The sequence below is a fragment of the Microbacterium sp. B19(2022) genome (assembly GCF_012030385.1).
Taxonomy (GTDB): Bacteria; Actinomycetota; Actinomycetes; order Actinomycetales; family Microbacteriaceae; genus Microbacterium; species Microbacterium oxydans_B.
The window spans coordinates 117071-134538 of the sequence record NZ_JAAUVO010000011.1 but is presented as its reverse complement, the minus strand read 5'-3'; the positions used below and the strand labels follow the sequence as shown (position 1 = coordinate 134538).

The window sequence follows — 17468 nt, the reverse complement described above, 5'->3', positions numbered from 1 at the left end:
GAGGGTGGGAGCGCTTCACGATCACAAGGACAACGATGCCCCGCACGATCGCCGTCAACACCTGGGTGTGGACGTCTCCGCTGACCGACGCGACGCTCGAGCCGCTCGCCCGCAAGGCTCGGGACCTCGGTTACGACGCGTTGGAGCTGCCGCTCGAGAGCGTCGGCGACTGGGATCCCGTGCGCACCCGCGACCTGCTCGACGCGCTCGGGCTCGGCGCGATCGTGGTCGGGGCGATGGGCCCTGGACGATCGCTGGTCGCCCGTGCCGGCGATGTCGCCGCGACCCAGACGTACCTGCGGGCGTGCATCGCGGCGGCGCAGACGCTCGGGGCCGAGGTCGTGGCCGGCCCCTTCTACGCGCCGACCGGCGTCACCTGGCGGATGGATGCCGACGAGCGGGCGGCGGTCGTGGGGGAGCTGCGGGAGAACCTCGCGCCCCTCGTCGCCGAGGCCGCAGAGGCGGGCATCACCCTCGCGATCGAGCCGCTGAACCGCTACGAGACGAGCCTGCTCAACACGGTCGAGCAGAGCCTCGATGCGCTCGGCCCGCTGCTGGGTGCGGGACTCGGACTCGCGCTCGACACGTATCACCTCAACATCGAGGAGAAGAAGCCCGTCGAGGCGATCCGGGCCGCCGGCGCCGCGATCGCCCACGTGCAGGTGTGCGGCAGCGACCGTGGGGCCGTCGGCGACGACCACACCGACTGGCCGGGGACCCTCGCGGCCCTCGACGACGCCGGCTATCGCGGCCCGCTGGGGCTGGAGAGCTTCACGGGAGAGAACGCCACCATCGCGGTCGCGGCTTCGGTGTGGCGACCCCTCGCCCCGAGCCAGGACGAACTCGCCGCACGCAGCATCGCTGCCCTCAGGGCTTTCGATACGAAGGAGTATCCATGAGCACGCATCCGGTCACGCTGTTCACCGGGCAATGGGCGGACCTGCCGTTCGAGGAGGTCGCCCGCCTCGCTGCGGAGTGGGGGTATGACGGGCTGGAGGTCGCCGCGTCCGGTGATCACCTCGACCTGCGGCGTGCCGACGAGGATGACGCCTACGTGGCGTCGCGCCGGGAGGTCCTCGACCGGCACGGCCTGAAGATCTTCGCCATCTCGAACCATCTCGCCGGTCAAGCCGTGTGCGATGCGCCGATCGACTTCCGGCACCAGGCGATCCTGCGCGAGTACGTGTGGGGTGACGGTGAGGCGGAGGGCGTGCGGCAGCGGGCGGCCGAGGACATGAAGCGGGCGGCCCGCGTCGCGCGCAAGCTCGACATCGACACAGTCGTCGGGTTCACCGGCTCGTCGATCTGGCCGTATCTGGCGATGTTCCCGCCGGTTCCGGCATCCGTCGTCGAGGGTGGGTTCGAGGACTTCGCGGCCCGGTGGAATCCGATCCTCGACGTGTTCGATGCGGAGGGGGTGCGGTTCGCGCACGAGGTGCACCCGGGAGAGATCGCCTACGACTACTGGTCGTCGGTGCGCGCGCTGGAGGCGATCGACCACCGCGAGGCGTTCGGGTTCAACTGGGACCCGTCGCACATGATGTGGCAGAACATCGATCCGGTCGGGTTCATCGTGGACTTCGCGGACCGGATCTACCATGTGGATTGCAAGGACACCCGGATGCGGCCGCACAACGGCCGGGCCGGCGTGCTCGGCTCGCATCTGCCGTGGGGCGACCCTCGGCGCGGCTGGGACTTCGTCTCGACGGGGCACGGGGATGTGCCGTGGGAGGACTCGTTCCGCGCGCTCGACGCGATCGGCTACTCCGGTCCCATCTCGATCGAGTGGGAGGACGCGGGTATGGACCGCCTGCACGGCGCCCCCGAGGCGCTGGCCTACGTGCGTTCGCTGCTGTGGCCGAAGCCCGAAGCCTCGTTCGACGCCGCGTTCAGCAACCAGTGACCACCCCGACAGGAACCCCATGCCGATCCAGCACACCGTCGTCTTCCGCCTGATCCATCCGGCCGGTTCCGCGGAGGAGCAGGAGTTCCTGGCGACCGGCCACGCCGTGCTCACGTCGATCCCCGGCGTCGGGGACTTCACGATCCGCCGTCAGGTCAGCGCGAAGAGCGACCTCACGCATCAGTTCTCGATGGTGTTCGCCGATCAGAGCGTTTACGACGCCTACGACGGCCATCCCGCGCACAGGGCGTTCGTCGCGGAGCGGTGGCTGCCCGAGGTGGCCGAGTTCCAGGAGTACGACTTCGTGGAGTGAGGGTCAGTCGCTCGAGCCATGCGCGTGCGCCCTTCTCCAAAGAAACATGAGGAACCAGATCAGAAGGGGCTGTCGAAGATGTCCTCGCCGTTTTCGCTGATCTGGCAAGCAACGGCAACGATCGGATGCCGGCGCCCCTGCGAAAGCAGCGCAAAGACATGGTCCGAGGCGACCTCACCAAAGGCAGCACTGACCGCCGCGACGTCTTCCGCTGTTCCCTGGTCGACGGCCAAGCCCTTCAACGTACGTGGAACCGCGAGATAGGCGACCCCAACGAAGATCAGGTCGACGTTAAGATCAGCTTCTGGACCCTTCGGACTCCTGATGAGCAGTGAGCCGTGGCCGACTCGATACTCCCAGAGTTGGAATCGACGGTCGGGGTAGCTGGCGATCATTCGAACGGATTCCCCACACGAACGCCGCCCCGCCAGAACTCGAGGTTGGGGAAACTTCCCCCTCTGATCTGGAACAACTCCCAGTCCGTCGCCCCGCCACGTCCGGAGGCCGCGCGTGTGACCCCGGGCCACACATCAACGCCATCGAGGTTGAACAAGACGCGCTGATTCGGATCGGACAGCTTGTCGAGGACGCCCGGCTTCCAATTCACCGGATCAGGCAGGTTCTTCCAGGTGCTCGCACCATGACGGCTAGCGAAGTCATCGAGATGATCCGAGATCCCCATCGCAAACGGCTCACTTTCGGTTGCTGGCTTTGCGGCCGCGGCGCCGGTTCCGCAGTTGTGGGTGAGGATGGCGTCGTCGGCACCAGCGTAGACGCTGTACGTGTGGGTGGTGTCGATGGTGAGGTTGTGGACGGTCTGCTCACGGTGATCGTGTTCGATCGCGGTGACCTGCACCCAGGTACCAGACGAGGTCTGCACCCACATCCCCGGACGCAACTCTCCCGCGTCCACCCACTCCTCGATGTCGGGCACCCAGAACGGGTGACCCGCAGTCGCAGTCACCTGACCCGTCTGCCCCGACCCATCCGTGACCGACACGGTCACCAGATCCTTCACCCCGGTACCGGTGATCGTGGTCACCACCGCACGCGCGGACGTCTTCCCCGTCTCCGGATCCGTCGCCAGCACCAAGTCGCCGAGCTCGATCTTCTCGATCTCCTTCTTCGCCCCGTCTGCCATCAACACCGACGTGCCCGGCACGAAACTATTCGCCGCACACGACGACATCGGCCGACTCCCACCCGACGACGACGGCTTCGCCGCCGCGGACCCGGAGGGTGAGCTCGTCTCGATCTCGGGTGGTGACGAAGACGTCTCGAACGTGTTCGACGCGAACGGCGTTCGGCTCATTCGTACCGATGAGGCGGGAGCGACCCTGTTCCTCCCCGGCGGTCAGGAAGTGCGTGCGAGTGCGACCGCTGTGTCGGCGACGAGGTGGTACTCGTTCGGCGGTGTGAACGTCGCGGTGCGGACAGGCACGGGCATGGCCGGAGTGAGTAGCGTGGTCGCCGATGCACACGGTACGCCTCTCGCCTACGTGCACAACACGAACTGGGCAGAGGCGGTGCGACGCGTTCGCACGGACCCGTTCGGGTCGGCGCGGGCGGACGCGGCCGGGACTCTTGCGGGTCGCGGATTCTTGGGGGCGCCGGCGGACGCCTCGGGTCTGACGTTGTTGGGAGCGCGGTTCTTCGACCCCGATACCGGCACGTTCCTCAGTCCAGATCCTGAGCTCACCGCAGGGGTACCTGCGCAGTTCAATGCGTACGTGTACTCGGGGAACAACCCGATGACGTGGTCCGACCCGTCGGGGCGGAACTGGTTCGGCGATTTCTTCAACTCCGCGAAGAAGTTCGTGAAGAAGTACCAGGCCGAGATCGCGGGCGCCGTGGTCGGGACGCTCGTCACAGCCGGTTGCCTGGCGGTGACGGCTGGTGCGGGCAGTGTCGGTTGTGCGATCGCCGGCGGCGCAGCGGGTGCGGCCACGACGAACGTGTGGAAGCAGTCGCAGTCGAAGAAGCCGTTCAACATCGGCAGTTTCGCCCGGGACACGGTGATGGGCGCTGCGGTCGGTTGGGCGTTGGGCCCGGTGGCTGCGGTGGTGGGCAAGGTGTTCACGCCGGTGGCGAACAGGTTGACGGCTGCGGTGTCGAGTGCGTTCAAACCTCTTGCGTCTCGTGGGGGTCAGGTGGCGGGGGCGCCGGTGCGTCCGTCGAGTTCGCCGTTGCAGAGCATCCGTCCGTCCGCGGCGGCGAAGCCGTCGTCGTCGGGTGGGAGTCGGCCGATGTCGTCGTGTGCGGCGAATAGTTTCGTGCCGGGCACGTCGGTGTTGATGGCAGACGGGGCGAAGAAGGAGATCGAGAAGATCGAGCTCGGCGACTTGGTGCTGGCGACGGATCCGGAGACGGGGAAGACGTCCGCGCGTGCGGTGGTCGCCACGATCACCGGTACCGGGGTGAAGGATCTGGTGACCGTGTCGGTCACGGATGGGTCGGGGCAGACGGGTCAGGTGACTGCGACTGCGGGTCACCCGTTCTGGGTGCCCGACATCGAGGAGTGGGTGGACGCGGGAGAGTTGCGTCCGGGGATGTGGGTGCAGACCTCGTCTGGTACCTGGGTGCAGGTCACCGCGATCGAACACGATCACCGTGAGCAGACCGTCCACAACCTCACGATCGACACCACCCACACGTACAGCGTCTACGCTGGTGTCGACGCTGTTGTCACCCACAACTGCGGGCTCACGCCCGGCCCTAACGGTACGCTGAGAGATCCAGCCACTGGACGCTTCACGGCGAACCCCGAACGGGTAGCGCCCCCAGCGTCGACTCTGCACGGCAATTCCCGGGGGAGCACGGCGACGACGACGCTGTATCGCCGCGAAACCGAGGACGGTGTTCTGCAAAAATGGGGAATCACGGCTAACGTTGGAGCACGATACTCGCCGGCCGAACTTGGCAATGATGTTCTCATGCCAATGACTTACGGAACGAGAGCAGACATGTTGAATCTCGAACGATGGATCGTTAGCAGAAATCCGGGTCCGCTGAACTTTGAACCATGGGCTGGGTCGATTGGATGAGTGCACCCGATTTTGTCTTTGCTATCGGCACGGTGCTCGGGGATTCAGACTCCGAGAGTCTCGCCTGGAAGCGCGCCACCACGAGCCTTTCAAAGGAAGTTAGGGCGCTTGCGGGTGACCTATCTAGCCCTGTGCGGTTAAATGTCATCTTTCATATCGAGGGAAAAATCTGGCCGCTAAAGTTCCACGGTATTCGCGCTCGTCGGATAAACGCAAAACGGAACCTGCTGGTCGTCGATGTGGGAATCGCCAAGGATGCGGTGAGTGACTACAGGGCACATTTGTTGCCGTTGCTTGTAGCCGCAGTGAGCGAAGCCGATACAATCGTGTCGCGCAAGTTCCCCGGAGGTTTGGCTGAGATTCGTGCGATCGTAGCGCGGCTGCCCACCACGGATTCCTCCCTGTAGCGACCTGAGCCACTTGCTGATTTCTAGATCCGTTCGCCAAGAGGAACCGCGGGTGGCCGTGGCTGGAGGCGTCGTTCGGCTTGACACCGATGTGTGACGAGGACGGTTGGTGCCATTCCTGGGGCGTGCCGAGTCGTAAGCAGTGCGGGGCTCGCTCATCCTCCAGCTGAGCGGACTGAAGGTGAGTAGCGGGTGGATGCCGAACTTGCGATTCGACACCTTTTGCATGGCGCCGGACAAGGTGGTGAAATTAGATGGTTCAGCAGGAAGCAACGCACCGCGAGCCTGTGTGGCGTGAGCGCTCGGACTTTATTATCGGAATTCCAATCGATCCGGGGAATACTGATGTCATCACTGAGCAGTTGTGGGCGCGAAAAGTGTCTGAGTCTACCTTTGAGATTTGCTGCATACCGTTTTTCGCGTATGACATTTCTCTAGGCGATGTGGTCGAAGTAGACGCGTCTTTCGAGGTCAAACGCGTGGTAGAACGCTCGGGCCGATATGTCTTCCGAGTTCACGTAAAGGACTCGATATCCTCGGTCGCCGCAGATGTAGTTCGTTCGATCGAAGCGCAAGGCGGGTTGGTCGAATGGTCATCCCCGCGTCTATTCGCCGTCGATGCCGACAATTCTATTAAGGCTCAGGAAATCGCCAACTTGCTCCAGCAGATGGAGGAGCAAGGGCTGCTTGTCTATGAAACGGGTAGAACTGCATAAACTGAGGTGAAGCGGCGAGGAGCCGGATTCGTGGAGTGAGTCTCCCGATCAGCTCGTGAGCTCGCGCAACCGCACCAGACGCTCGTGCCCGGTCTCTTCGAGTTCCGCGATGTCGTCGCGCGACTTGAGGAAGTCGGAGAACGAGCGGTAGCCGAGGGCCTTCTCGCTGAACGACGGGTCCATGCGACGCATGTGCGTCTTCACGGCGGAACTGTGCAGCCACTCGTCGGCATCGGCCTTGTCGTGGCCGAGACGCAGGGCGCGCTCGAGCAGCTGTGTCGCTTCGCCCTGTTCGTCGAGCTTGGGCTCCTCGACCTTGGCCGCGGCTGCCTTCGACCTCGCGCGGCGCGGGGCCTTGGCCTTCGGCGCATCCGCCGCGTCGGCCGCATCCGGCACCGTCTCCGGCGCGGGCTCCGCGACGGCCTCGGCCTTCGCCGCCGCGACGGCGGGAGCCGCCTTCACCGGACGCACGACGCCAGGCAGCGAGTCGTACGACTCGAACTCATCGCAGGCCGCGGCGAGCGACTTCGCCGTCGAGCCGGAGACGCCGACACCGATCACGTAGCGCCCGAGTCGCTTGCAGCGCTGGGCCAGCGGCACGTAGTCGCTGTCGCCGGCGACGATCACGACGTGCGTGAGGTCGGGCAGGCGGAACATGTCTTCGACCGCATCCACGGCGAGGCGGATGTCGGCGCCGTTCTTGGCGTAGGCCGCGGCGGGGAACAGCTGCACGAGGTCGACGGCGCGGGCCACGAGCTGCGAGCGGTACACGGCGTTCACGGGGGAGGACCAGTCGGCGTAGGCGCGCGTCAGCACGAGCGTGCCGAAGGACGCGGCGTAGTCGATGATGGCGCCGACCTCGATCATGGCGCGGCTGAGGCGCTCGACGACGTCGGGGTCGTTGGGGTTCTCGGTGATCCGCTGCCTGTCTTTGCCGTAGGCGTTACGCCCGTGAACCCGGTCGTACCAGGAGATGACGATGTTGTCGAAGTCGAGGTAGACGGCGACGCGGGCATCGGTGGTCTCGGCCATGATCAGGCCTCCTCACGGGGGTAGCGGACGCCGATCTGCGCCCTGATCTCATCGAGCGTGCCCATGATGGCGACGCTCTCGGCGATCGGAAGGATGTCGCCCTCGAGGATGCCGTCGCGCACCAGACGCTCGGCGGCGAGGGCCTGGAACTGCATGCCGCGGCCGTCGACCTCGGAGATGTACTCCTCCTGCACCGTGCCGTCCGGGAGGGTGACCCGGAACGTGGTGGGGGTGTACCAGACCCGGTCGATGTCGATCCGCGCCTGGGTGCCGATGATGCTGGCCGCGTTCGGCCCGGATGCCCGCGAGGATGAGAGCGTGGTCGAGATCGCACCGCCCTCGTGCGTCATGACGGTGGCGACCTCGGAGTCGGCACCGGTCTCGATCAGGCGGCCGACGGCGCGGATGTCGGTCGGAGCGCCCAGCATGTCCCAGACGAAGGAGATCGGGTAGATGCCCAGGTCGAGCAGTGCGCCGCCGCCGAGCTCCAGGGCGTTGAGCCGGTGGGTGGGGTCGGTGGGCAGCAGCTGCGTGTGATCGGCGCTGACCGCACGGATCTCGCCGAGGGTGCCATCGGCGATGAGCTCGCGGATGCGGATCATGTGCGGCAGATACCGCGTCCACATCGCCTCCATCACGAGGAGCCCCTTCTCGGCGGCGAGCGCCTGCAGGTCTTCGGCCTCGGCGCGGTTCAGCGTGAACGCCTTCTCGGCGAGCACGTGCTTGCCGTGCTCGAGCGCGAGCCGGGCGTTCTCGTGATGCATCGGATGCGGCGTGGAGACATAGATGATGTCGATGTCGGGGTCGGACACCAGCGCCTCATAGGAGGGGTGCGCGTGCGCGATGTCGAAGCGGGCGGCGAACGCATCGGCCGACTCCTGGGAACGTGAACCCACCGCCACGAGGTCGAGCCCCGCCGTGCGCAGATCGGATGCGAACGCGCCGGCGATGCCGCCGGTAGCGAGGATTCCCCAACGAAGACCAGTCATGGTCTCAGCGTACGGGGTGGGGTGCACATGTCGGACTGTTACACCCCGAGACGTCCAGCGACGGCCGCCTGGTCGCGGGTGCGCGCCCGCTCCTACCGTGACGAGCATGACCGAACCCCTCATCATCGGCGCCATGGTGCGCACCCTGGGGGCCTACCCCTCGGGTTGGCGGCAGCCCGGCGCGCACCGCGATCCGGCCGCGGACGCCGCCATCCTCCGGCACATCGCACGCGAGGGGGAGGAGGCCGGACTCGACTACCTCTTCTTCGGCGACTGGCTCGCGACCGGCCCCGACCTGGAGTTCCGCGACCCGTATCTGCTGGCGCGCATCGACCCGGTGAGCGCGGTGCTGTTCCTCGCCGGGGTCACCTCGCGCATCGGCCTCATCGCCACGGTCAACACCACCTACGCCGACCCGTACACGACGGCGCGCTCGCTGGCCTCGCTCGACGTGCTCACGGGCGGACGTGCGGGCGTGAACCTCGTCACGGGCGCCGAGCCGCGTGCCGCGGGCAACCACGGCCGCGACGCGCACGCCGACAACGAGACGCGCTACGACCGCGCCGAGGAGTTCGTCGAGGCGCTCCGACGCCTGTGGGGCTCGTGGGACGAGGATGCCTGGATCGCGGATGCCGTGCGCGGCGTGCTCATCGACCCCGAGGGGCTCCGCGCCGCCGACCTGCAGGGCTCGCAGGTGCGGGTCACCGGTCCGCTCAACGTCGCCCGCCCGCCGCAGGGGCAGATCCCGATCGTGCACGCCGGCACGTCGCCGCGGTCGCGTGCGCTCGCCGCGACCGAGGCCGACCTCGCGCTGACCGCCGCGCCGACGCTCGCCGACGCGATCGCCACGCGCCGCCTGCTGCGCGACATCGCGGCCGAAGCCGGACGGTCTCCGGATGCGGTGAAGGTGATCGCCCCGGTGCTGCCGGTCGTCGCCGACACGGATGCCGACGCCCGCCGCATCGTCGAGCGCCTGCTCGCGCTGGTGCCGCTCGCCGAGGGACATCAGACGGCTCGCACCGCGTTCCCGCCCAACCGCACGGTGGCCGCGCTCGCCGATGCATTCGACGTCGCCGCAGACGACCCGCTGCGCGCGTCGGAGTTCGACCGCCCGGTCACGGCCGCCGAGGCGCAACGGTTGGGGGAGCGCGGCTCCGCACTCATCGAGCGCCTCGCCGGCATCGCCGGACTGCGCGTCTCGGGAGCCGGGGTGACGACCGGCGATCCGCTCACCTGGCGGCACCTCGTGGCTGCCAACGCGGTGCCGGCGGCCTTCGTGGTCGGCGACGCCCGCACGATCGCTGACCACTTCGAGACCTGGCGCGACGAGGGGGCGGCCGACGGGTTCAACGTGCTGTCGGCCTTCCAACCCGCCCAGTTCGAGGCGTTCACCCGCCAGGCCGCTCCCGAGCTGCGCCGCCGCGGACTGCTGCGAGACGCGGCGGAGAGCGAGGGCGCGACCCTCCGCGACCGCCTGCGCATTTCCTCGTATGTCGACGCGTGACCACGCATGTCGTCGCGCGACACCCGGTGTCCGCCGCCTCGCGGCACGGCCACTCCGATTCCTACCGTGAACACATCCCGACACCCTAAGCCCAGGAGACCCTCCGCATGAACCGCCGTCTCATCCGTGCCGCCGCCATCGCGGTCCCGCTCGTCCTCGCGGGCAGCCTCGCCGCCTGCGCCTCCTCGCCCGCTCCCGCCAACGCCCCCGCCGAGGGAGGCGACCCCGTCGCAGGCGGCACGCTCACCTACCTCGAGCACCAGGCGTACACGAATCTGTACCCGCCGCAGGCCGGCTTCTACCCGAACGGCGGCATCGTCAACAACATCGCCGCCCGCCTGACCTGGCAGAACCCGGAGACGCTCGAGATCGAGCCGTGGATCGCGTCGGACTGGACCGTGAACGCGGATGCCACCGAGTACACGTTCGACCTGAACCCCGACGTGACGTTCTCGGACGGCACCGTGCTCGATGCCGCGGCCGTCGCGAAGAACTTCGACACGTATGGGCTGGGCGATGCGGACCGCGGCCTCACGGTCTCGGAGGCCATCAACAACTACGCCAGCAGCGAGGTCGTCGACGAGGACACCGTGACGTTCCGCTTCAGTGCGCCGTCGCCCGGGTTCCTGCAGGCCACCTCGACCATCAACTCGGGCCTGCTGTCGCCTGCGACGCTCGACGGCACGATCGAGGACTTCGGCGCGGGCAACGCGGCCGAGATCATCGGATCCGGACCGTTCACCGTCACCGACGAGAAGCTCGGCACGGAGTACACGCTCACCGCCCGTGACGACTACGAGTGGGGCCCCGACAGCGTCGACAACGACGGCCGCCCCTACCTCGACGCCGTGCACGTGCTCATCACCCCCGAGGACTCGGTGCGCATCGGCTCGCTGCTCGCGGGCCAGGCCGACTACGTCCGCTACGTGCAGGCGTTCGACGAGGACCGCGTCGAAGGCGCCGGCTTCACGCTCTACGCCCCGCAGACCCGCGGCGTGAACAACTCGATCGCTCTGCGCCCCGAGAACCCGCTGCTGGGCGACATCCGTGTGCGCCAGGCGCTCGTCGCCGCCGTGGACGCGAAGGAGGTCGTCGACACGCTCTTCACCGAGAACTACCCGGTGGCGACGTCGGTGCTCTCCTCGCAGGCCGTCGGCTACAAGGACGAATCCGCCCACTACGCCTACGACCCCGACAAGGCCGAGGAGCTGCTCGACGAGGCGGGCTGGGAGCCCGGCTCCGACGGCATCCGCGAGAAGGACGGCGAGCGCCTGTCGATCACCGTCTACGAGGCCAAGCCGCAGCCGCTGTCGAAGCAGACGCTCGAGCTCGTCGCGCAGCAGCTGGCGAAGGTCGGTGTGGAGCTCTCGGTCAAGCCCGGCGACGCCGGCAGCGCGGCCGAAGACACCCGCGATCCGCTGAAGACCGGCTTCTACCACTCGATGGTCGGACGGGCGGACCTCGACGTCATCAAGAGCCAGTACTTCACGAAGAACCGCGACGTGCTGATCTCGAAGGACGCGAAGCTCGACGAGCTCCTGCTCGCCGTGGCCTCCGAGCCCGACGCCGACAAGCGCATCGCCGCCTCGCAGGCCGTGCAGGACTACATCGCCGAGCAGGCCTATGTCATCCCGCTGTTCGAGGAGCCGCAGGTGTACGGCACCGCCACCTACGTGCAGGGCGTCGCCTTCGAGTCGGTGGGGCGTCCGACGTTCTCCGGCGTCTGGCTCGCCGAGCACTGAGAGCGCCGGTGACACGATGAGCTTCGTCCTCCGACGAGCCGGGCAGGCCGCGATCGTTCTGATCGCGGCCTTCACGGCCACCTTCTTCCTGCTGCAGCTGCTGCCGGGCGATGCGATCCTGATCAAGTTCTCCGACCCCAGCCTCGGGCTGTCGCCGGACCAGCTCGACAGCATCCGCGCCACCTACGGCGCAGACCTGCCGTGGTGGGAGCAGTACGTGCACGCGGGCCTCGGCTTCCTCGCCGGGGACTTCGGGTTCTCGACCCAGTTCGGCACCCCGGTGCTGACGATGCTGGGCGAGGCCCTGCCCGCGACGCTGCTGCTCGCGTCGCTCGGACTCATCGTGGCGCTGATCCTCGCCATCCTCATCGCCGGGCTCTCCTCGCTCGCGCCGTTCGCCTGGCTGCGCGACGGCCTGCGTCAGGTGCCCGGGCTGTTCGTGGCGGTGCCAGTCTTCTGGCTCGGCATCCTGCTCATCCAGGTGTTCTCGTTCGGGCTCGGCTGGGTGCCGATCGTCGGCGCCGACCCGGTGGCCGGACTCGTCCTGCCGGTGCTCACCCTCGCCGTGCCGATCTCGGCCCCGCTGGCCCAGGTGCTGGTGCGCGCGATCGACCAGGTGCAGGCGCAGCCGTTCGTCACGGTGGTGCGGGCGAAGGGTGCTCCGCCGCTGTGGGTGCTCACCCGCTCGGTGGCCCGGAACGCCGCCGTGCCGACCCTGACGATCGCCGGTGTCCTGTTCGGCGAGCTCGTCGGCGGAGCTGTGGTGACCGAGACCGTGTTCGGCCGCACGGGCATCGGCCGCCTCACCGAGCAGGCCGTCGCGAACCAGGACATCCCGGTGCTGCAGGGCGTCGTGCTGCTGTCGGCCCTCGGCTTCGTGATCATCAGCTTCGTGGTCGACCTCGTGACGCCGCTCATCGACCCCCGCCAACGCACCGTCGCCCGCGCCTCGGCGCCCCGCGCACTCCAGGAGGCGACCGCATGACCGCTCCCGTGATCATCGATCCCGTGGTCGGGCCCGACCCGGCCGCGCCCGCGCATCCGGCCGCGACCGAGACCGAGAAGGCCCCTCGCCGCCGACTGCGTGGCCGCGCCTGGGGCCTGTACCTGGCCTACGCGGTCGTCGCGCTCGCCGTGCTCTGGGCCGTCATCCCCGGGGTTTTCGCCCCCGGCGACCCGCTCACGGGCGTCCCGGCCGACAAGCTGCTCGCGCCGAGTGCCGCGCACTGGTTCGGCACCGACACCCTCGGCCGCGATCTGTTCGGCCGGGTCGTGCACGGTGCGGTGCACTCGCTCTCGGGAGCGCTCATCGCCGTCACGGTCGGGCTCGCCCTCGGCACGCTGATCGGCGCGATCGCCGGTGCCGTCGGCGGTGTGGTCGATGACGTGCTGATGCGCGTGGTCGACGTGCTGCTCGCGATCCCCGGGCTGCTCCTCGCCCTCACCGTCATCATCCTGCTCGGCTTCGGCACCGTGAACGCCGCGATCGCGGTCGGTCTCGGCAGCGTCGCGGCCTTCGCCCGGCTCATGCGCGCCGAGGTCGCGCGCGTGCGGCGCACCGAGTACGTCGAAGCCGCCTTCGGCAGCGGCGGCACGTTCTTCACCGTCCTGCGCCGCCACGTGCTGCCCAACTCGCTGACGCCGATCGTCGCGCTCGCCGCACTGCAGTTCGGCACGGCGATCCTCGCGATCTCGACGCTCGGGTTCCTCGGCTACGGTGCGCCGCCGCCCACGCCGGAGTGGGGCCTGCTGATCGCCGACGGCCGCAACTACGTGGGCACCGCCTGGTGGCTCACCGCCCTGCCCGGTCTCGTCGTGGTCGTCGTCGTCCTCAGCGCCAACCGGATCAGCCACCGCATCGGAAGGAGCGCGAAGTGAGCACCGTCATCTCCGCCACCGACCTCCGGATCTCCTACGGCGACAAGGACCGCCGCCGCGAGGTCGTGCACGGCGTCTCGTTCGAGATAGCGGAGGGCGAGACCCTGGCGCTCGTGGGGGAGTCGGGTTCGGGCAAGTCCACCACCGCGCACGCCCTGCTCGGGCTGCTGCCCGAAGGCGGCCGCGTCGACGGCGGCCGGGTGCTGCTCGGCGACCTCGACATCTCGGGGTGGTCCGATCGTGCGCTGCGCGGCATCCGCGGTCCCGAGATCGGTCTCGTGCCGCAGGATCCGACCACCTCGCTCGACCCCGTGCGCACGATCGGCGCGCAGGTCGAGGAGATCCTCCGTCTGCACGGGCACCGGGATCGTCGGTCGCGGCGGGCACGGGCCATCGAGCTGCTCGACCGGGTTGGAATAGACGACCCCGACCTGCGGGCGCGCCAGTATCCGCACGAGCTCTCGGGCGGCATGCGCCAGCGCGTGCTCATCGCCACCGCGATCGCCCTGCGGCCGCGGCTGCTGATCGCCGACGAGCCCACCAGCGCCCTCGACGCCACGGTGCAGCGCAAGGTGCTCGACCTGCTCGACGAGCTGCAGCGCGAGGAAGGCACCAGCATCCTGCTCGTGACCCACGACCTCGGCGTCGCGGCCGACCGGGCCGAGCGGCTCGTCGTGCTCAAAGACGGTCGCATCGTCGAGCAGGGCTCCAGCGAGGCGGTGCTCGCCGCACCGGCCGACCCGTACACGAAGCAGCTGCTCGCCGACGCTCCGGCGTTCGCGACGGGTTTCCGTCGGCCGGACGCCCCGCCGTTCCTGCGCGATGCCGCGGCGGTCGCCGCCGAGAACCCCTGGGCGATCGTGGCCGACGGGCTCGTGAAGGAGTTCCGCGTCGCGGGGCGCGAGCGCTTCCGGGCCGTCGACGACGTGTCGTTCCGGGTGCGCAAGGGCACCACGCATGCGCTCGTGGGGGAGTCGGGCTCGGGCAAGACCACGACGGCACGGCTCATCACCCGCTTCCACCAGCCGGATGCCGGGACGATCGAGGTCGACGGCGACGACGTGACCCACGCGAAGCGCGAGCAGCTGCGGGTGCTGCGCCGACGCATCCAGCTCGTCTACCAGAACCCGTTCGCGTCGCTCGATCCGCGCCAGCAGATCGCCGACATCGTCGCCGAACCGCTGGTGAACTTCGGCGTGGGCAGTCGCCCCGAGCGCCGCGAGCGCGCTCTCGCCCTCCTCGACCGGGTGTCACTCCCCGTCGAGGTCGCACGGCGCACCCCGCGTGAGTTGTCGGGCGGGCAGCGGCAGCGCGTGGCGATCGCCCGTGCGCTGGCGATCGACCCCGACATCGTGGTGCTCGACGAGGCGGTGTCGGCGCTGGATGTCACGGTGCAGGCCCGCATCCTCGAGCTGCTCACCTCGCTGCAGGCCGAACTCGGGCTCACCTACCTGTTCATCTCGCACGACCTCGCGGTGGTGCGGCGGATCAGCCACACGGTCTCGGTGATGCGCCGCGGCCGGATCGTCGAGGAGGGGCAGACGGAAGACCTCTTCCGCGACCCGCAGCACGACTACACCCGGGAGCTGCTGGCCGCAGTGCCCGGAACCAGAGAAGTCTCCGGCATCAGAGAGGTACCCGCATGACCGCACCCACCGTCGCCTTCTTCACCCGACTGCTCGACGACGCCGCCCCTGCCGAGCGGTATGCGTTCGCGACCGCGCAGATCCAGCAGGCCGAGCGGCACGGCATCGGCCGGGCGTGGGTCGCGCAGCACCACTTCCACGCGGCCGAGGGCGGGCTGCCGTCGCCCCTGGTGTTCCTCGCGAACGTCGCCGCCGTGACTTCCACCATCCGTCTCGGCACCGGCGTGATCACGCTGCCGCTCGAGGACCCGGTGCGGGTGGCGGAGGATGCCGTGGTCGCCGATCTGCTCTCCGGGGGGCGCGTGGATCTGGGACTCGGCAGCGGCGGCACGCCCTCGTCGTTCGCGCCGTTCGGCGAGGACGTGCGCGACAAGGGACCGACCTACGACCGGAAGCTGCGGACACTGCTCGACGGTCTCGCCGGCCGCGATGTCGGTGCCGGCAACACCCTCTACCCGGATGCCGGCGACCTCGCCGACCGCGTCTGGCAGGCGACGTTCTCGGTGCCGGGCGGGCATCGGGCCGGCATCCACGGGCACGGGCTGCTGCTGTCTCGCACGCAACCGCGCAGTGCCGACCGGCTGCACGCGCCGCTGTCTGCCCTGCAGGATCCGATCATCGACGCGTACCTCGAAGCGCTGCCGGAGGGGGTGGCGCCGCGGATCACCGCCTCGCGCACCGTGTTCGTGGCCGACGATCGTGCCGAGGCGCTGCGCTTCGCCGAGGTCGGTCTGCGCCGGGCGGCCGAGGGCTTCCGCCGTCAGGGCCAGACCATCCCGGGCGACAGCATCGACGAGCTGATCGCCGCGCTCGACACGCACCTGGGGACGCCGGAGCAGGTGGCGGAATCGCTCGCGGCCGACACCACCCTCGCCCGCGCGACCGAGGTGGCGTTCCAGGTGCACTCGGTCGATGCCCCGCACGAGCACGTGCTGCGCTCGATCGCGCTCTTCGCCGACGAGGTCGCCCCGGCCCTTGGCTACGCGCTGACCCCGACACCGCACGGAATCAGTACCGACCAGAACCTCACCCTCAAGGAGAACGCATGACCGACGACATCGTGGACCGGATCGCGGAGGTGACGCCGGAGCTGGATGCGCTGCGCCGTCGCCGTCCGGTGACCAGGGAGCAGCTGCAGGCGAGCTTCGACGCCCTCTTCCAGCCGGTGAGCACGGAGCACGTCTCGCAGGCCGAACGCGAACTCGTGGCCGCCTTCGCCACCGGTCTCGCGGGAGCCGAAGACCCGACCGCCGAGTTCTACGTCGGTCGTGCGCAGGAGGCCGACGCCCAGCGCGCGGCCGTCGTGCTCGCGGAGGCCGCCCGGGCGGCGACCACCGGACCCTTCGGCGCCTACACCGAGCTCGGGCTGCAGGCCGAGAACGCCGACGGGGCGCGCTACGTCCCGTCCGAGGCTGTCATCGCCGCGGCGGGTGAGCGCCTCGCGGCTGCCCTCGCGCACACGCACCTCCTGGTGTTCCGCCCCCGCGAGGCCTCGGGCGCCGACCTCGGTCGCCTGCTCGACGCGGGCTGGTCGGCGGACGGCATCGTGACGCTGTCGCAGCTGGTGTCGTTCCTCGCCTTCCAGCAGCGCGTCGTCACCGGGCTCCGTGTGCTCGCCGCTGCGGGGCTGACGTCCGAATCCGCTACCGACAATCCCGAGGAGGAGGCCGCATGACCGCCGAACAGAGCGTGCTCCGGCACGACGACGCCCCGCACCCGCACGCGTTCACCCGCGGAGAGGTCGGATGGGTCCCGCACCTCGAGCCCCTCGCCGAGGACGAGCTGACCGAGCGCCACTACGACGGCCTCGTCGATGCGGCTCGAGCGAAGAACGACTACTTCCGCCTGCTGGCCCGCGACCCCGAGGTGCTGAAGGCCCGCACCCTGGTCGACAAGGACATCTTCTACAACGCCGCGGAGGGTCTGCCGCGAGCCGACCGAGAGCTCGCCGCGACCGCGGCCTCCCGCCGCAACGGCTGCGTGTTCTGCGCCTCGGTGCACTCGCGCTTCGCCGCGCACCACAGCAAGCGCGCAGACGACGTCGACCTGCTGCTCGACGAGGGCGTGGACGCGGACCTCGGCGAGCGCTGGAACGCCGTCGTCGCGGCATCCGTCGCCCTCACCGACACGCCCAACGCGTTCGGCGAGGACGAGATCGTCCGGCTGCGCGCCGCCGGACTCGACGACCTGGAGATCTCGGACCTCATCCACGGCGCCGCGTTCTTCAACTGGGCCAACCGGCTGATGCTGTCGATCGGACGGCCGGTGGCTCCGGCCTGACCGCTCTTACGGCA

Annotated in this window: 18 protein-coding genes; 14 read left to right on the top strand and 4 right to left on the bottom strand. The window is 69.0% G+C overall.

Features of this window, described 5'->3' with window-relative positions; all coding sequences use genetic code 11:
• Positions 1 to 35: 35 nt before the first annotated feature.
• From HCX50_RS12045 to HCX50_RS12035, 3 genes are read left to right on the top strand one after another with little or no spacing between them, the layout of a single operon-like run.
• Positions 36 to 899 carry a sugar phosphate isomerase/epimerase family protein gene (locus tag HCX50_RS12045; protein WP_167634548.1) on the top strand — a complete coding sequence of 288 codons (864 nt, stop codon included), beginning with the start codon at positions 36 to 38 and terminating at the stop codon, positions 897 to 899.
• Positions 896 to 1903 (top strand): sugar phosphate isomerase/epimerase family protein, encoded by a 1008-nt coding sequence (locus HCX50_RS12040; RefSeq protein WP_167634547.1) that lies wholly within the window; start codon positions 896 to 898, stop codon positions 1901 to 1903. The genes HCX50_RS12045 and HCX50_RS12040 overlap by 4 nt, the downstream gene beginning before the upstream one ends.
• Before the next feature lie 19 nt (positions 1904 to 1922).
• Positions 1923 to 2216: a Dabb family protein gene (locus tag HCX50_RS12035; RefSeq protein ID WP_167634546.1), complete on the top strand. Its 294-nt coding sequence runs from the start codon at positions 1923 to 1925 to the stop codon at positions 2214 to 2216.
• Between the two features lie 59 nt (positions 2217 to 2275).
• On the opposite strand, the gene HCX50_RS12030 is transcribed toward HCX50_RS12035, so the two are convergent.
• Both HCX50_RS12030 and HCX50_RS12025 read right to left on the bottom strand, forming a co-directional pair.
• A complete protein-coding gene (locus HCX50_RS12030; RefSeq protein ID WP_167634545.1) occupies positions 2276 to 2611 on the bottom strand; it encodes a hypothetical protein in 336 nt (111 codons plus the stop codon).
• The gene (locus HCX50_RS12025) at positions 2608 to 3357 is read right to left on the bottom strand and encodes a polymorphic toxin-type HINT domain-containing protein (protein ID WP_237682477.1); all 750 of its coding nucleotides are present in this window, start codon (positions 3355 to 3357) and stop codon (positions 2608 to 2610) included. Before HCX50_RS12025 ends, HCX50_RS12030 begins: the two co-directional genes overlap by 4 nt.
• Between HCX50_RS12025 and HCX50_RS12020 the strand changes: the two genes are divergently transcribed.
• The 3 genes from HCX50_RS12020 to HCX50_RS12010 all read left to right on the top strand — a co-directional run bounded on the left by HCX50_RS12020 (position 3251) and on the right by HCX50_RS12010 (position 6383).
• Complete coding sequence (locus HCX50_RS12020) at positions 3251 to 5260, top strand: polymorphic toxin-type HINT domain-containing protein (protein ID WP_337749587.1); 2010 nt, start codon at positions 3251 to 3253, stop codon at positions 5258 to 5260. The two genes, HCX50_RS12025 and HCX50_RS12020, sit on opposite strands and share 107 nt — an antisense overlap.
• Positions 5239 to 5667 carry a hypothetical protein gene (locus HCX50_RS12015; protein ID WP_167634542.1) on the top strand — a complete coding sequence of 143 codons (429 nt, stop codon included), beginning with the start codon at positions 5239 to 5241 and terminating at the stop codon, positions 5665 to 5667. Before HCX50_RS12020 ends, HCX50_RS12015 begins: the two co-directional genes overlap by 22 nt.
• A gap of 254 nt (positions 5668 to 5921) precedes the next feature.
• Positions 5922 to 6383 carry a DUF4265 domain-containing protein gene (locus HCX50_RS12010; protein ID WP_205829056.1) on the top strand — a complete coding sequence of 154 codons (462 nt, stop codon included), beginning with the start codon at positions 5922 to 5924 and terminating at the stop codon, positions 6381 to 6383.
• Between the two features lie 48 nt (positions 6384 to 6431).
• Here HCX50_RS12010 and HCX50_RS12005 read toward each other — a convergent pair whose 3' ends face one another.
• Complete coding sequence (locus tag HCX50_RS12005; RefSeq protein WP_167634541.1) at positions 6432 to 7415, bottom strand: NYN domain-containing protein; 984 nt, start codon at positions 7413 to 7415, stop codon at positions 6432 to 6434.
• A gap of 2 nt (positions 7416 to 7417) precedes the next feature.
• Positions 7418 to 8404: a Gfo/Idh/MocA family protein gene (locus tag HCX50_RS12000; RefSeq protein WP_167634540.1), complete on the bottom strand. Its 987-nt coding sequence runs from the start codon at positions 8402 to 8404 to the stop codon at positions 7418 to 7420.
• Positions 8405 to 8510: 106 nt separating this feature from the next.
• Between HCX50_RS12000 and HCX50_RS11995 the strand changes: the two genes are divergently transcribed.
• The 8 genes from HCX50_RS11995 (at position 8511) to HCX50_RS11960 (ending at position 17454) form a co-directional block, all read left to right on the top strand.
• The gene (locus tag HCX50_RS11995) at positions 8511 to 9908 is read left to right on the top strand and encodes an NtaA/DmoA family FMN-dependent monooxygenase (RefSeq protein WP_167634539.1); all 1398 of its coding nucleotides are present in this window, start codon (positions 8511 to 8513) and stop codon (positions 9906 to 9908) included.
• A 107-nt stretch (positions 9909 to 10015) separates the two neighbouring features.
• Positions 10016 to 11650, top strand: coding sequence for a TIGR04028 family ABC transporter substrate-binding protein (locus tag HCX50_RS11990; protein ID WP_167634538.1), 1635 nt, complete (start codon positions 10016 to 10018; stop codon positions 11648 to 11650).
• Positions 11651 to 11666: 16 nt separating this feature from the next.
• Positions 11667 to 12635, top strand: coding sequence for an ABC transporter permease (locus HCX50_RS11985; protein ID WP_167634537.1), 969 nt, complete (start codon positions 11667 to 11669; stop codon positions 12633 to 12635).
• Positions 12632 to 13528, top strand: coding sequence for an ABC transporter permease (locus HCX50_RS11980; RefSeq protein ID WP_167634536.1), 897 nt, complete (start codon positions 12632 to 12634; stop codon positions 13526 to 13528). Before HCX50_RS11985 ends, HCX50_RS11980 begins: the two co-directional genes overlap by 4 nt.
• Positions 13525 to 15174 carry a dipeptide ABC transporter ATP-binding protein gene (locus tag HCX50_RS11975; protein ID WP_167634535.1) on the top strand — a complete coding sequence of 550 codons (1650 nt, stop codon included), beginning with the start codon at positions 13525 to 13527 and terminating at the stop codon, positions 15172 to 15174. The genes HCX50_RS11980 and HCX50_RS11975 overlap by 4 nt, the downstream gene beginning before the upstream one ends.
• A complete protein-coding gene (locus HCX50_RS11970; RefSeq protein ID WP_167634534.1) occupies positions 15171 to 16223 on the top strand; it encodes a putative FMN-dependent luciferase-like monooxygenase in 1053 nt (350 codons plus the stop codon). The genes HCX50_RS11975 and HCX50_RS11970 overlap by 4 nt, the downstream gene beginning before the upstream one ends.
• Positions 16220 to 16849 carry a CMD domain protein gene (locus tag HCX50_RS11965; RefSeq protein WP_167634533.1) on the top strand — a complete coding sequence of 210 codons (630 nt, stop codon included), beginning with the start codon at positions 16220 to 16222 and terminating at the stop codon, positions 16847 to 16849. Before HCX50_RS11970 ends, HCX50_RS11965 begins: the two co-directional genes overlap by 4 nt.
• Positions 16846 to 17454: an alkylhydroperoxidase domain protein gene (locus HCX50_RS11960; RefSeq protein WP_167634532.1), complete on the top strand. Its 609-nt coding sequence runs from the start codon at positions 16846 to 16848 to the stop codon at positions 17452 to 17454. The genes HCX50_RS11965 and HCX50_RS11960 overlap by 4 nt, the downstream gene beginning before the upstream one ends.
• Positions 17455 to 17468 lie beyond the last annotated feature (14 nt).

Excerpts from the sequence above, each read along its gene's own strand:
- HCX50_RS11990 (WP_167634538.1), top strand. The coding sequence starts at position 10,016 with ATGAACCGCCGTCTCATCCGTGCCGCCGCCATCGCGGTCCCGCTCGTC.
- HCX50_RS11995 (WP_167634539.1), top strand. The coding sequence starts at position 8,511 with ATGACCGAACCCCTCATCATCGGCGCCATGGTGCGCACCCTGGGGGCC.
- HCX50_RS11965 (WP_167634533.1), top strand. The coding sequence starts at position 16,220 with ATGACCGACGACATCGTGGACCGGATCGCGGAGGTGACGCCGGAGCTG.
- HCX50_RS11960 (WP_167634532.1), top strand. The coding sequence starts at position 16,846 with ATGACCGCCGAACAGAGCGTGCTCCGGCACGACGACGCCCCGCACCCG.
- HCX50_RS11980 (WP_167634536.1), top strand. The coding sequence starts at position 12,632 with ATGACCGCTCCCGTGATCATCGATCCCGTGGTCGGGCCCGACCCGGCC.
- HCX50_RS12005 (WP_167634541.1), bottom strand. The coding sequence starts at position 7,415 with ATGGCCGAGACCACCGATGCCCGCGTCGCCGTCTACCTCGACTTCGAC.
- HCX50_RS12030 (WP_167634545.1), bottom strand. The coding sequence starts at position 2,611 with ATGATCGCCAGCTACCCCGACCGTCGATTCCAACTCTGGGAGTATCGA.
- HCX50_RS12010 (WP_205829056.1), top strand. The coding sequence starts at position 5,922 with ATGGTTCAGCAGGAAGCAACGCACCGCGAGCCTGTGTGGCGTGAGCGC.
- HCX50_RS12025 (WP_237682477.1), bottom strand. The coding sequence starts at position 3,357 with ATGGCAGACGGGGCGAAGAAGGAGATCGAGAAGATCGAGCTCGGCGAC.
- HCX50_RS12045 (WP_167634548.1), top strand. The coding sequence starts at position 36 with ATGCCCCGCACGATCGCCGTCAACACCTGGGTGTGGACGTCTCCGCTG.
- HCX50_RS12015 (WP_167634542.1), top strand. The coding sequence starts at position 5,239 with ATGGGCTGGGTCGATTGGATGAGTGCACCCGATTTTGTCTTTGCTATC.
- HCX50_RS11970 (WP_167634534.1), top strand. The coding sequence starts at position 15,171 with ATGACCGCACCCACCGTCGCCTTCTTCACCCGACTGCTCGACGACGCC.
- HCX50_RS12040 (WP_167634547.1), top strand. The coding sequence starts at position 896 with ATGAGCACGCATCCGGTCACGCTGTTCACCGGGCAATGGGCGGACCTG.
- HCX50_RS12000 (WP_167634540.1), bottom strand. The coding sequence starts at position 8,404 with ATGACTGGTCTTCGTTGGGGAATCCTCGCTACCGGCGGCATCGCCGGC.
- HCX50_RS12035 (WP_167634546.1), top strand. The coding sequence starts at position 1,923 with ATGCCGATCCAGCACACCGTCGTCTTCCGCCTGATCCATCCGGCCGGT.
- HCX50_RS11985 (WP_167634537.1), top strand. The coding sequence starts at position 11,667 with ATGAGCTTCGTCCTCCGACGAGCCGGGCAGGCCGCGATCGTTCTGATC.